Genomic DNA, 13,085 nt, shown 5'->3' with positions numbered 1-13,085 from the left:
TACATAAGGAGATTTAGCGTGATAGAATATTTGCCGCGTAGTAAACAGCATTCTGAATTGTATCTAACTCAGTTTGGCATAGAGGAATGCATACCGAGTCACTTTTTTGGACCTGCGATAAGAGATCACTATCTGCTTCATTATATTTTGGACGGAGAAGGTACCTTCGAGGTCGGTGGGTTCAGTTATCACTTGCGGAAAGGACAGTGGTTTCTAATCTGCCCCCAGGTCATTACTTATTATCAAGCCGATGTAGTGAATCCTTGGTCTTATTGCTGGTTTGGATTTGACGGGGCACTGGCAGAAACACTCCTCAAGCAAGCAGGTCTAACGATGACGCGTCCAATCCTCAACTTTGAAGGAGACCATTTGATTTATCAGTATTTGCAGCTAATGAACGAATCAAGTGAATGCCATAAAGCTCGGGAAACCAGACTGACCGGTCTGCTTTGCTTAATGATATCGGAGCTTATAGAATTCGGTCCGGTAACACCTCCCGAACAAAAGGAAAGCCGGGCGGAAATTTACGTGGAAAAAGTGAAGGATTTTATCGAAATGAATTATGCTCAGAAAATTACCATTGAGCACATTGCAAATTTTATCGGACTCAATCGAAGCTATTTATGTTCGTTATTCAAACAACAAGTGAACACAAGTATTCAGGATTATTTGGTTCACTATAGGATCAACAGAGCATGTGAAATGATGGGAAACGCTGAACTTTCGATCGGTGATATTTCCCGTTCAGTCGGCTATAACGATCCTTTACTCTTCTCGAAAATTTTTAAAAAGGTAAAGGGACTCTCCCCCAAACATTATCGAACCGAAACCCATACTCAAACTCAAGTCGACTACTAACGAACAAAAGAGGTCAACCCAAAAAACTGGCTGACCTCATGAGTTTATTTTGTAGTTTGTCCTTCCAAATAAGAAACCGGCTCTTTAACCTCTACTTTGGTGCCGCCAAATTCATCTTTAATGTATTTTTGAGTATCCTCGTTATGATAGAGATCCGCTAACTTTTGCAGCCCTTTGTCATTCGCCTTATCAGATGAAGTAACCAGGACGTTAATATTATTTTTGGTTGCCTGACTGATCTCCTCATGGAACAAGGAATCTTTCAGTACATTCAGCCCCCCTTCTAAAGCAATCGTATTCCCAATTAGTACCAAGCCTACATCTTGAATCACTCGTGGGCCTGTTTTGTCATCAATTAGTTCAAATTTCAGGTTTTTAGGATTGCTAGTAATATCATTGACTGTACCCAAGGCATCATTAAAGTCAGCCTTAAGCTTAATCAAACCGGATGCTTCCAATAACTTTAAACCTCTTGCCGTATTGGCTGGGTTATCTGCCAAAGCTACCAGGGCCCCGTCGGTCACTTCATCGATGCTTTTGAATTTTTGCGAATAAATCCCCATGGGCTCCAGGTACGTTGTGGCTATAGCCTTCAAATCGGCTTTGCTCTCTTTGTTATAGCTAACCAGGTACGCCCACGATTGGAATGCATTCACGTCTACTTCGCCTTCTTTGGTCGCATTGTTCGTTTCGATTCCGCCGTTAATTTCTTTCACTTCAATGTCCAGCTTGGCATCCTTGGCGGCCTGGGACTGGGCAATATGCTTCCAGATCTGGGCATCAGAGCCCATGGAGCCGATGACTACTTTTTGCGTTTCCGAACCGGAAGCGGCGCTGGAGCCATTGCTGTCTGAACTTTTATTACCGCATCCTGCGGCAACCAATAATAAACTAATCCCTAATAGTAAAACGAACGATTTCTTCATGTTGTTTTCCCCCAGATCATGTATGCTAGTGCATCGTCATTCCACCTGTAACATTAATCGCTTGTCCTGTCATATATGCAGAGAGCGGACTGGCCAGAAACAGCACCACATTGGCGACATCCTCCACCTCGGCTGTTCTCCCCAAAGGTACCTGTGAACAATCTTCTTCGTATATTTCTTGAGCGGTCATTCCTCGAATGATGCCCCCTTCAATCCGTTCACGATGCTTCATCGGCGTTTCTACAATGCCTGGACAAACCGCATTCACCAAAATTTGATGCGGAGCAAGCTCAATGGCCATTACTTTGGTCAAGCCGAGAACCGCATGTTTGGATGCACAATATCCGCCCATGGCCCGATATCCATTTTTTCCAGCCTGCGAAGCAATTTGGATAATTCGCCCTGGTTTGCGCGCATCCACCATTTCCTTGGCAAACCGTTTGGACGCTACATACAGCCCAGTTGAATTGATCGAAAATACTTTCTCCCAATCAGCTAACTCACTATCAATGACATAATCCATCGTAGAAGTACCTGCGCAGTTCACCAATATGTCAGGAACTCCCGTTTCGCTGATTAGTAGATCGCACCATCTTTCGATATCATCCGGTTTCGATATGTCCAATTGCGTTTCAACCAACTGTGGATTAACCACTCTATACGGCTCTTCATAAGAAATATCAGCAGAAATCACTTTAGCTCCGCTTTGAATGAAAAGCTCTACAATTCCCTTGCCTATGCCTGACTTGCCGCCTGTCACTACCGCTGTCTGATGAGATAGGTCAATCGAAATCATAGATTTTAAAGTACTCTTTCGAAAGGATCGCGGCTAATACCAGCTTCCAATACAATCTTCACATATTCCTGCGCGGAAAAAAGAGAGTGGTCCTTGTAGTTCCCGCATTCCAAAGCAGTAACAGCCGGAACCTCTGTCGTTTCCAGAATTCTTTTCAAAGTTTTTTCCAAAGCGAGTGCAATTTCCTCAGGCTCGTGTTCATTCCACAAAATCAAGTAGAACCCCGTTCTGCATCCCATAGGAGAGATATCAATAATTCCTTTGATTTCATCTCTCAGGTACGTTGCTAATAAGTGCTCCAGCGTATGTACAGCAGCTGTAGGAAGTGCATCTTCATTGGGTTGCAAAAATCTCAAGTCATACTTCTGTACTGTGCTTCCTTTTTCGTCATGCTCTACTCCCGCTGCTCTTACATAAGGAGCCTTTACAATCGTGTGATCTAATTGAAAACTTTCTACTTTTGCCATTTTTCTTTTCCTCTTTTCTGTAATTTATATTTTTAATCTAATGATGGATACTCTACATTTGTGATTTTTTCAAAAGAATTAAATGCTCCAAATCAGCATTTTTGTAATTATACATCGGATTACTCGGTTTTACCACTATAATTCTTGTCGTATTTCTTTTTTCTTTGATCGTCTCTCCTTTGCCTGTAGGTTTTGACATAGTGTACAATGTATACGATAATGCATTTTTACGAAAAAGATCGAGGACATCATAAGCCTCATTTAGGAGAATGCTCTGTGAATGAACCGGATTGGAAGCACCTGAATGCTGTCCCATTACCCTTGCAGGAATTTCAGCTACAGCTGGATCAAAACAGTGTCGACGCCAAGCAACTAGAGGAGTGGAGAAAGATTCCCGTCCTTTATCAGCTGGCTCTGGAGGAATTAAAGAATAAAATTAAGCTGATTCAGACGGAATGGAAGCTGTTAGACGGTTTTAGCCCGATTGAGCATATTAAAACCCGGATCAAAGAGCCCCACAGCATCGTGGAAAAGGTTCGGCGCAAAGGGCATGAAGTGACCTTGGACAATATATTGCGTGAAATTCATGATATCGCTGGAATGCGCGTGGTATGCGCTTTTGTGAAAGATATTTATCGTCTGATGGATCATCTTCACACACGGGAAGACATTCGTATTCTGGAGGTCAAGGACTATATAGCCCATCCTAAGCCCAACGGCTACCAGAGCCTGCATGTCATTGTGGAAATTCCGCTGATCCTGTTTGAAGGCACACGCTGGATCAAGGTTGAAATTCAATTGCGTACATTGGCTATGGATTTCTGGGCCAGTATGGAGCATATTTTGTACTATAAGTTCGATAAGAAAGTGCCTGAACATGTCGTTAATGGATTGACCGAAGCTGCACGTGCAACCTACGAACTGGATCAGAAAATGCTGAAGTTGCGCGGCGAAATTTTATCGCTTAGCGAGGAACAGGATGCGGAAGAATCCCCGGCCAAACAATCCGAAGAGACGTCCTTGAAGACACTCTCCCTCCCTGCAGATCACGCCCCTTCACGGTCACAAACCTGCTAAGTATTTGTGTATAAGATAATTCAAGAATTCAGTTGAGGCTGCAAAAACTATGGTTCAGTCTTACGCTGGACTCTTATGTATTGGGTACAAAAAAGAGCCATCAAAACCACGTTCATCATGGTTTTGATGGCTCTTTTACACATTTTCCGATCAAATATTACTGTTTCTCGCGAATCTCTGTGCTGATTTTCTCAACGATATCCGCAATGCTGAGTGATCCCAGATCGCCTTCGCCGCGTTTACGAACCGCTACAGTACCGGTTGTTTTTTCATTTTCCCCGATAACGAACATATATGGAACCTTCTCCAATTGCGCCTCGCGGATTTTATAACCAAGCTTCTCATTGCGAGTATCCACTTCGACGCGCAGACCTGCTTTCAGCAACGTATCCTGTATCTCATTGGCAGTCTCGATATAGTTCTCGGATACTGGCAACAGCTTCGCATGAACAGGAGCCAACCACAATGGGAATGCACCTGTAAAATGCTCAGTCAGGATGCCCATGAAGCGGTCAATCGAACCATAGATGGCACGGTGAATAACGACTGGACGGTGCTTCTGGTTGTCCTCGCCCACATAAGTGAGGTCGAATTTTTCAGGCATTTGGAAGTCCAATTGGATCGTTCCGCACTGCCAGCTGCGTTTGAGCGCATCGAGAATGTGGAAGTCAATTTTCGGACCGTAAAATGCTCCATCTCCCGCATTAATACGGTAGTTGATGCCCAGGTGATCCAGCACGTTTTGCAGAGCTTGTTCCGCTTGATCCCACAGTGCTGGCTCGCCCATAAAGTCATCTGGACGTGTGGACAATTCCACTGTGAAGTCAAAGCCAAACACACTATACATTTCGTTAATCAGCTTAATTACGTCTGTAATTTCTTGTTCAATCTGACCTGGTGTGACGAAAATATGCGCATCATCCTGACAGAATGTACGAACACGCATCATACCGTTCAACGCGCCGGACAGCTCATGGCGATGCACTTGTCCAAATTCGGCTATACGAATTGGCAGATCGCGGTAAGAGTGAAGCTCATTTTTAAACACAAGCATATGCCCTGGGCAGTTCATCGGTTTCAGAGCAAATGTAGTTTCATCCACTTCGGAGAAGTACATGTTTTCCTTGTAATGCTCATAGTGTCCCGATTGTTCCCACAGACGGTTGTTCATCATCAGCGGTGTACGTACTTCCTCATAGCCATGCAGACGTTGAATGTCACGGGAGTAATCTTCCAATGCAGTGCGGACAACCATACCTTTAGGCAGGTAGAACGGCATGCCCGGTGCTTCTTCGGAGAACATGAACAGTTCCAGCTCTTTACCCAGCTTGCGATGGTCGCGTTTTTTCGCTTCCTCCAGCAAATGCAGGTGCTCATCTAGTTGTGCTTTTTTCGGGAATGCTGTTCCGTAGATACGTTGCAGCATCTTATTGTTGGAATCGCCTCTCCAGTATGCGCCCGCTACACTCAACAGTTTAAAAGCTTTGATGCGGCCAGTTGATGGCAAATGCGGGCCACGACACAGGTCAAAAAATTCGCCTTGATCATAGATTGTAATTTCCGCTTCTTCCGGCAAATCACGAATCAGTTCCAGCTTCAGTGGATCTTCCAACTCTCCAAAAATACGAGTGGCTTCCTCACGGCTGACCACACGACGTGTAATCGGCAGATTTTCCTGTGCGATCTTCGTCATTTCCTTCTCGATTTTGGCCAAGTCGTCAACAGACAATGGGTTTTCGATATCAATGTCATAGTAGAAGCCGCTGTCGATGACCGGACCGATACCCAGTTTCACGTTTTTCTCACCGTAAATGCGTTTGAGCGCCTGAGCGAGCAAATGCGCTGTACTGTGGCGATAAATTTCCAGACCGTCTGCACCGTCCAGCGTAATGATTTCAAGGTCAACGTTCTGATCCAAAACGGTGTTCAGATCTACAGCCTTCCCGTTCACTTTACCTGCTACGGCGTTCTTTTTCAGCCCGGAGCTGATCGAACCCGCCACGTCGGCAATTGTTACGCCCTGCTCGTACTCGCGTACGGCTCCATCTGGCAATTTCACTTGAATACTCACGATTAAAGCCTCCATTTCAAATTGTGTTCTATATCAAAATTGAACGCAAAAAAACGCCTCTCTCCCTCAAGGGACGAGTGCGTTCAGCTCGTGGTTCCACCCTAGTTCGGCCCGCTCCTGTGCGTACATTTATGTTCATCGGAACATGCTCATGCACGACATGCGTGACCCTCCATTGGTATCCGTTAACGGGGATAAAGCGGTAGGCGCTTACTGATGTTACTGCCAGATTGCACAGCTACATGTTCAACGTCACGGCTACAAAGGGGTAACTTCACATGCGGTTGCCGGAAAAGCTCTCAGCCTCGTCTTTTCTCTCTGAACGGCCCTTCAAGGAAATCATGTCTTTGGTCAATGCCTTGAATATCACTATATGCTACAGCATTATAGATCAAATTCGCAGGTATTTCAAGTGGGCGTTTATGTAATTTCATGCCTCCTATTGGGTATTCGGCGGACAAAAAGGTGCAAAGGCAGCGATCCCAAGCACAGGAACGGCTTTGCTCTTTGAGCCGTTTTTCAGTACCTTTCATTCCTACGGTGTAGGCTTGTTGTCGTGCGTATTTATTTTACGTTCTATAGGAGATTTCAAATGGGTAGGGTTCTTTAAGAGAAAAAAAGGAACTGTTTTTGCAAAGTGGGACACTGTGCTCTACTCGCCCCTTTGTTTTCTCTTGGGAACAGCCATTTTAATGATTATGTTTTTGCGTACGGTATAGCTTAAAGCCGACCTCTATCAGGTGGTTTGTTTCTTTCGCACGTCTCCACTCGTTTCTTTCTCAGTGAAAAAGTACAGCAAAGCCAGCACAGGCAGGACGACTCCAATCAGAGAACTAAAATTCCAACCTCCTAACGCATACGACCAACCACCTAATGATGATCCAATCGCTCCGCCTATGAAAAAAATCGACATGAATAATCCGTTCAGACGCCCCCTCGCCTCACTCCCCAAGGAGTAAATCACACGCTGTCCAAGTACAAGATTTCCCGATACAGCCATATCCAGTGTAATCGCTGAAATAAAGAGAAGTACGAGTGCAACCGTCGAATGACTTTGAAAAAGATAAATGAGCAAAAAAGACAAGGCTGCAATGATCATAGCTAACCCGGTTAAACCTTTGCTCCAACCTTTATCAGCCAATCTCCCGGCAATCGGGGCAGCTACTGCACCGCCTACGCCTACTAAAGCAAACAATGCAATCCCTTGTTGAGACATTCCGAAATCATCCGCCAAACGTAGAGGAACAACAGTCCAAAATAGGCTGAAGGCACCAAATAGGCAGGCTTGATACAGGGCACGACGGCGCAGTGCAGGCGTTTGTTTTAAAAGAGTGCCTAGCGAGAAAATTAATTTACTGTAAGATACCGTAGGCACAGGCTTGCGCTCTGGAAGAGCTCGTGAGAGCAGAATCGTCAACAGCGTCAAGACAATGGCTGACAAAATAAATACGGCTTGCCATCCCCAGATGCTGGTGATAAAGCTTGCTACTGGCCGTGCGAACATAATGCCTAGCAAGAGTCCGCTCATGACATTCCCAACAACGCGGCCGCGCTGCTCTTCGGATGCTAAATAGGTGGCGTACGGCACCAGTATCTGGGCTACCACAGATCCAATTCCAATGAATAAGGATGCGGTCAGGAACAACGGGGCATTGGTGGCAAAAGCGGCAACAACCAATGCACAGACTGTGATAATTAGCGATATGACCATGAGCCGTCGATTTTCAATAATGTCGCTGAGCGGTACGATAAATAGCAAACCCACCACATAACCGATTTGAGTTAAGGTGACAATGAAGCCCGCTGCTGTAGAAGAAAGACCCATAGCAACGTGAATAGGTCCTACAAGGGTTTGAGCATAGTACAGGTTGGCAACAATAAGGCCGCATGCGGCTGCCAACAAAAACATCATCCAATTTGAGATACGGTTACTTTTTAAGGCTTGTTGTTCTCTTTGCATAATAATCCTCCTCATTAATTTAAATACTAAACGTATAGTTCACTAATTCGATAATCAAATAATATACTGAACGTTTCGTTTTGTAAATAGGCAAAATCAACTTTTTTATTTCACATAATATTTGATATACTGAACGTATAGTTTATTTTTCGCGTTTACTTATATCTGTTAAGAAGGTGAGCATTCCAGTGCAGAGCAAAAGAGGACGTCCACGTAATGTCGAGACGCAAAAATCTATCCTTAACGCTTCCTATGATCTACTGTTGGAGCAAGGCTTTGGGGCGGTTACGGTAGAAAAAATTGCTGAGCGAGCAAAAGTGAGCAAAGCCACCATTTATAAATGGTGGCCTAACAAAGCTGCAGTAGTAATGGATGGTTTTCTGTCAGCCACCATAGCAAGATTGCCCGTGCCCGACACGGGTTGTGTATTAAATGACATTCTCATTCATGCCACGAATTTAGTGCGGTTCTTAATAAGCCGAGAGGGTAAAATCATTACGGAGTTAATAGGCGAAGGGCAACTTGATTCAGGATTGTCAGAGGCATACCGGACCCGATATTTCCACCCTCGGCGACTTGAGGCCAGGCTTCTTATTGAGCGCGGAATAGAGCGCGGAGAATTGAAGGATAATCTCGATATTGAATTATGTATCGATCTCATTTATGGGCCCGTTTTTTATCGATTGCTGGTAACTGGTTATCCATTAGACGATTCCTATGTGCGACAATTAGTCATGAATGCGTTCAAAGGAATTGGCGTGGACTGAATAAGTGGTATCAAGCAGTTCTCACAGAGTATCCTCTGTGAGGGCTGCTTTTTCTTTTACCTGCCACGATCCTCTGGCTAACTCCTTATTTGTTTATTTGTTTATTCGTCAGGGTCTATACTAATCTTTTGCAGTAAGTCGATAAGAAGATCCTCTTCCTCTTCGGATAGTTTATGGACAAGGCTGACATTGAGCTCGTCCAATATTCCTTGCAAGACAGGGGCAAACTCTAACGCCTTGGCCGTGGGAGATACAAGATAGGAACGGCGGTCATTTGGGTCCGTTTTCCGTTCAATATAGCCTGATTCCTCCAATTGTTTCACAGAGCGTGCCGTGGTTGCCTTGTCAAATTTAAGTTCATTCGTCAACTGCTCTTGTGTAATGCCCGGTCGCTGCAAAATGAGCTTTAAAAAGCTGTGTTGTCCTCCACTGCCGATTCCGTAAGGGCCCAGTTTTTTGGACAGTATTTTTTGATTTCGACGGTACAAGTGGGAAATTAGCTTTCCAATCGGTTTTTTTCTCATCAAATACACCTCATTGGCTTGAAAATGACAAATCCCCAGTTGGGACCAAAGCAAAGTTTACAACAATATTGTTGCGCACGCAACTAATTTGCTGTACACTAGAACCGTTCATTTAGTTGCGCGTGCAACTAAATAGAAATTGTTAACGATAACGAGGTGTAATGATGAGTTCAACTGCTACAACGGCTACAACCTATCAAGAGAATATCGAAGTCCAGAAGAAACGTTGGCTGATTTTAATTGTTTTGAATCTGTTTACATTTATGTCCACATTGGATGGAAGCATCGTCAATATCGCTCTTCCTGTGTTGTCTCGCACGTTACATTTACCCGTGGCACAGATTGAATGGGTGACAACCGCCTATTTAATGGCGATATGTACCGCTATCTTATTTTTTGGCAAGCTTGGAGATATCGTCGGTAAAATCAAAATATTCAAAATCGGTACAATCGTATTCATTCTTGGCTCCCTAATGTGCGGTCTTAGCTCTTCGCTTTCTATGCTGCTGATTTCCCGTATTATTCAAGCATTTGGAGCGTCCATGACCATGGCGAACAGCCAGGGGATCGTGACAGATATCTTCCCGTCCAATGAACGGGGCAAAGCACTTGGCCTCATTGGAACCTTCGTTTCTCTGGGCAGTATCGCCGGGCCAAGCTTGGGCGGTATTATTGTCTCGTCGCTGGGCTGGCAGTACATTTTCTGGGTCAATGTACCGGTAGGGCTGGTCGCTGTCTTTCTTGGCTGGAAGCTTCTGCCGAAGGATTTGATCAAGGTGAAAGATAAAATTGACGTTCCCGGTAGCTTGGTATTTGCTATTTTTATTCTCACTTTGTTCGTCGGATTGTTGCTGGGACAGCAGGTCGGGTATGGCGACAAACGTATCGTTGCTTCGCTGGTGGTGGCTGTAGTTGCTTTTGCCATGTTCATTAGGTTGGAACTTCGTCGTCCTGGGCCGCTCTTACAGCTCGCGCTATTCAAAAATCCGTTATTTTCGCTCAGTATTTTGTGTGCTTTTCTGGTGTTCGTCGCTAATTTTTGCTTTAACATCATTTCGCCCTTTTATGCGCAGAATATGCTGAACTTGTCGCCTTTTCATGCCGGGTTCCTGCTGATGCTGCTCCCCATCTCGATGGTTATTGTGGCCCCTCTCAGCGGTGCGCTTTCCGATAAAATCGGATCTGAACTGCTTACATTCGCCGGGCTGGTCGTTATGGTTATTGCCCAAATTGGATTGGCCCAATTGCATGCAGGCAGCTCTATCCCGCTCGTGGGTCTGTGGATTGCCATGCTGGGCATTGGCAGTGGTTTATTCCAATCGCCGAACAACTCGCTGATTATGTCTACAGTACCCCGCACACAGCTCGGCTCAGCCGGGAGTGTCAATTCGCTGGTTCGCAACGTCGGTATGGTTGTGGGGATCACTTTGGCCACATCGATCCTCTTTTATATTATGAGTAAAGAGGCTGGTTATCGGGTCACCGGCTTGGTCTCGGGTCATCCAGAAATTTTTCTGGCAGGCATGCATGTAGTCTTTATGACGTCCGCGTCCATCTGTCTTGTGGCGGCATTGTTAACAGGCTGGCGGCTGATCGAGGCTAGGCGGGCAAGAACGCAGCAAGAAAAGGGATAAAGACCAAGCGAAGAAATAAAGCGTCCGTAGACAGAACAATGATCGTAGAATTAAGATGATGAGTATTGCATTACAAACACGGCATTAAAAGCAACATTTACAATTTTAAAAATGGGATACAAGGGTGGAGCTTACATGAAATATTGCTATGAATGCGGGACAAAATTGATGGTGAAGGAGTGTGAAGGCGAAGGCCCTATCCCTTTTTGTCATACATGCCAGGTCTTTCGTTTCCCGATATTCAGCACTGCGATCAGTACCGCTGTATTGAATATTCAGAGAGATAAGGTGCTGCTCATACAGCAGTACAATATTCAGGGTTTCATTTTATTGGCAGGTTATGTGAACAAGGGGGAATCCGCCGAGCAGACATTGGTGCGTGAAGTGAAGGAAGAAGTAGGATTACAAGTCGATGAGTATCAATATATGCGCAGCGAGTATTTTGAACGAAGCAATACACTGATGCTGAATTTTGTGTCCATTGTGAATGACGATCAGTTAGATGTTCTTAGTACGGAGGTAGATCAAGCACGTTGGTTTACACTGGAGGAAGCCAAGCAAGCTATTTTGAAAAACAGCTTAGCTGAATCCTTCTTGCTGACCATTATTGAAAAGATTGAGGCAGGATTGATTTGAAGTGATATAAGCGTGGCGATGCGAAAATGATGAAAAAGATGTCTTTACAGATATATTGAATTGCTAAACCGCAAGATGGCTGCTCTTTCCAAGGAACCCTCTTGCGGTCACAGCATGTTTATACTTTTTGTCATTGCTGGAATTTCAGCGACTCCCCTCACATCCCTACATTTCTACTAAACGTCCATTTTCTTTCCAGGATTGCAGTATTTTTTCAAGTACCCACTGGTTTTTGTAGCCGTCCTCGAATAAGGGAGCACGATCCACAGACTTTCCCCTTGCCAGCTCAACAAAATCTTCATAGGCCGTATGATTATAGATTGCAGGGACAGCCCAACTCTCGTATTCGGCACCCGGGTGTTCCAGGTCACGCAGCACAATGCGGATACTTTCCGGGTTATTGAGGCTGGCGTGCAGCGTACCAAGTTCTCCATAGATATCGATTTCGATATCGTGCCGTATGCCTATGGCATTTTTATGAGTGATAAAGGTTCCCACGGTATTGTCGCCTACGATGCCATGAAAGGCAGCGAGATCTTCCACATCCACTTTTACAGGCAGACCCGTGATCGGATCGAACCGCTCGGGTGTAATGGTATGTAGCAGTGCTGCGACACTTTTAAATTCACCCACCAAAAAACGGGCCAGATCAATGATATGTGAGGCTGTATCTCCCACTACTCCAGAACCAGCCTTGGCTAAATTGTGACGCCATGTATACGGATGCTGACGATACGGCGCAAATGCATCCATTAGATAACGAAATTGAATGTTATAGATTTTGCCCAGCTTTTGCTCATCCAGCAGTTGCTTGGTATATTGGAAGGCCGCGCCATAGCGATGCTTATAGTGAACCAGCAAAGGTACCGGATTCGCTGTATATAGCTTTTTCAACTGATCCGCTTCTTCCCATGTGAGAGTCAATGGTTTTTCTGCCAGTACAGCTTTGTGTTCTTCCAGCGCAATACGAATAATGTCAAAATGCACATCATTGGGTGTCAGCGACAGAATCGCATCTACCTCTGGGTCACGGATTAATGCTTCATAATGGGAGTACCGCTTGGAAGCAGGCAGTTGCAATTGTTCTCCGATGGCTTGAAGGCGATTGGGATTCACATCACTAACGGCCACAATAGATACCCCCGAGATGCTGTGCAGTGATCTTATGTGATATTCAGCGATAAGACCCAGGCCAATGATACCCATCCGAATTTGTTTGGTTGGGGAGGTGGAGGTACTCATATGTTCAGAATTCCCTTCTCTTCTATTTGGTTTGAACTCTGTAGCAAATTCCTTTTGCTATGCAGTATCACCCGTTGCTTTATAGAATAGTCCCACAGGAAGTGATCGTTGCAACCTTCAATTCAAC

Annotated in this window: 13 protein-coding genes; 6 read left to right on the top strand and 7 right to left on the bottom strand. The window is 44.9% G+C overall.

Going from position 1 to position 13,085, the window contains the following annotated elements; translation table 11 throughout:
* Positions 1-18 precede the first annotated feature (18 nt).
* Complete coding sequence (locus tag WA407_RS17770; protein ID WP_336077923.1) at positions 19-858, top strand: AraC family transcriptional regulator; 840 nt, start codon at positions 19-21, stop codon at positions 856-858.
* A 44-nt stretch (positions 859-902) separates the two neighbouring features.
* Here the strand turns inward: WA407_RS17770 and WA407_RS17765 are convergent, their stop codons facing one another.
* From WA407_RS17765 to WA407_RS17755, 3 genes are read right to left on the bottom strand one after another with little or no spacing between them, the layout of a single operon-like run.
* On the bottom strand, positions 903-1,784 hold the full coding sequence (locus WA407_RS17765) for a MetQ/NlpA family ABC transporter substrate-binding protein (protein ID WP_013308586.1): 882 nt from the start codon (positions 1,782-1,784) through the stop codon (positions 903-905).
* A gap of 25 nt (positions 1,785-1,809) precedes the next feature.
* Positions 1,810-2,580: an SDR family NAD(P)-dependent oxidoreductase gene (locus WA407_RS17760; RefSeq protein WP_336077922.1), complete on the bottom strand. Its 771-nt coding sequence runs from the start codon at positions 2,578-2,580 to the stop codon at positions 1,810-1,812.
* A 5-nt stretch (positions 2,581-2,585) separates the two neighbouring features.
* Positions 2,586-3,047 carry an S-ribosylhomocysteine lyase gene (locus tag WA407_RS17755; protein ID WP_029515967.1) on the bottom strand — a complete coding sequence of 154 codons (462 nt, stop codon included), beginning with the start codon at positions 3,045-3,047 and terminating at the stop codon, positions 2,586-2,588.
* Between the two features lie 276 nt (positions 3,048-3,323).
* Between WA407_RS17755 and WA407_RS17750 the strand changes: the two genes are divergently transcribed.
* Positions 3,324-4,124 carry a GTP pyrophosphokinase gene (locus WA407_RS17750; protein WP_336077921.1) on the top strand — a complete coding sequence of 267 codons (801 nt, stop codon included), beginning with the start codon at positions 3,324-3,326 and terminating at the stop codon, positions 4,122-4,124.
* Between the two features lie 157 nt (positions 4,125-4,281).
* Here WA407_RS17750 and thrS read toward each other — a convergent pair whose 3' ends face one another.
* Positions 4,282-6,195: a threonine--tRNA ligase gene (thrS, locus tag WA407_RS17745; protein ID WP_336077920.1), complete on the bottom strand. Its 1,914-nt coding sequence runs from the start codon at positions 6,193-6,195 to the stop codon at positions 4,282-4,284.
* Between the two features lie 479 nt (positions 6,196-6,674).
* On the opposite strand from thrS, the gene WA407_RS17740 reads away from it, so the two are divergent.
* Positions 6,675-6,914, top strand: a complete 240-nt coding sequence (locus WA407_RS17740) for a DUF3995 domain-containing protein (protein WP_336077986.1) — start codon at positions 6,675-6,677, stop codon at positions 6,912-6,914.
* Positions 6,915-6,931: 17 nt separating this feature from the next.
* Here the strand turns inward: WA407_RS17740 and WA407_RS17735 are convergent, their stop codons facing one another.
* Positions 6,932-8,155, bottom strand: coding sequence for an MFS transporter (locus tag WA407_RS17735; protein ID WP_250267334.1), 1,224 nt, complete (start codon positions 8,153-8,155; stop codon positions 6,932-6,934).
* A gap of 188 nt (positions 8,156-8,343) precedes the next feature.
* Here WA407_RS17735 and WA407_RS17730 point away from each other — a divergent pair, with 188 nt between their 5' ends.
* A complete protein-coding gene (locus tag WA407_RS17730; protein WP_336077918.1) occupies positions 8,344-8,922 on the top strand; it encodes a TetR/AcrR family transcriptional regulator in 579 nt (192 codons plus the stop codon).
* Positions 8,923-9,023: 101 nt separating this feature from the next.
* On the opposite strand, the gene WA407_RS17725 is transcribed toward WA407_RS17730, so the two are convergent.
* Positions 9,024-9,446 (bottom strand): MarR family winged helix-turn-helix transcriptional regulator, encoded by a 423-nt coding sequence (locus WA407_RS17725; protein WP_061829988.1) that lies wholly within the window; start codon positions 9,444-9,446, stop codon positions 9,024-9,026.
* A gap of 164 nt (positions 9,447-9,610) precedes the next feature.
* Here WA407_RS17725 and WA407_RS17720 point away from each other — a divergent pair, with 164 nt between their 5' ends.
* Together WA407_RS17720 and WA407_RS17715 are read left to right on the top strand one after the other, a co-directional pair.
* Positions 9,611-11,080, top strand: coding sequence for an MFS transporter (locus tag WA407_RS17720; RefSeq protein WP_336077917.1), 1,470 nt, complete (start codon positions 9,611-9,613; stop codon positions 11,078-11,080).
* Positions 11,081-11,215: 135 nt separating this feature from the next.
* On the top strand, positions 11,216-11,716 hold the full coding sequence (locus tag WA407_RS17715; RefSeq protein ID WP_336077916.1) for an NAD(+) diphosphatase: 501 nt from the start codon (positions 11,216-11,218) through the stop codon (positions 11,714-11,716).
* Between the two features lie 165 nt (positions 11,717-11,881).
* Here the strand turns inward: WA407_RS17715 and WA407_RS17710 are convergent, their stop codons facing one another.
* Positions 11,882-12,958, bottom strand: a complete 1,077-nt coding sequence (locus WA407_RS17710) for a Gfo/Idh/MocA family protein (protein WP_336077915.1) — start codon at positions 12,956-12,958, stop codon at positions 11,882-11,884.
* Positions 12,959-13,085: the final 127 nt, after the last annotated feature.

It is taken from the genome of Paenibacillus sp. 203, from assembly GCF_037027525.1.
GTDB classification, from domain to species: Bacteria; Bacillota; Bacilli; order Paenibacillales; family Paenibacillaceae; genus Paenibacillus; species Paenibacillus polymyxa_B.
The sequence above is the reverse complement of the archived record's forward strand: the minus strand, read 5'-3'. Positions and strand labels throughout refer to the sequence as shown.

Bases quoted from the DNA above. Each gene is read 5' to 3' on its own strand.
- WA407_RS17720 (WP_336077917.1), top strand. From the start codon at position 9,611: ATGAGTTCAACTGCTACAACGGCTACAACCTATCAAGAGAATATCGAA.
- WA407_RS17755 (WP_029515967.1), bottom strand. From the start codon at position 3,047: ATGGCAAAAGTAGAAAGTTTTCAATTAGATCACACGATTGTAAAGGCT.
- WA407_RS17710 (WP_336077915.1), bottom strand. From the start codon at position 12,958: ATGAGTACCTCCACCTCCCCAACCAAACAAATTCGGATGGGTATCATT.
- WA407_RS17715 (WP_336077916.1), top strand. From the start codon at position 11,216: ATGAAATATTGCTATGAATGCGGGACAAAATTGATGGTGAAGGAGTGT.
- WA407_RS17765 (WP_013308586.1), bottom strand. From the start codon at position 1,784: ATGAAGAAATCGTTCGTTTTACTATTAGGGATTAGTTTATTATTGGTT.
- WA407_RS17725 (WP_061829988.1), bottom strand. From the start codon at position 9,446: ATGAGAAAAAAACCGATTGGAAAGCTAATTTCCCACTTGTACCGTCGA.
- WA407_RS17760 (WP_336077922.1), bottom strand. From the start codon at position 2,580: ATGATTTCGATTGACCTATCTCATCAGACAGCGGTAGTGACAGGCGGC.
- WA407_RS17735 (WP_250267334.1), bottom strand. From the start codon at position 8,155: ATGCAAAGAGAACAACAAGCCTTAAAAAGTAACCGTATCTCAAATTGG.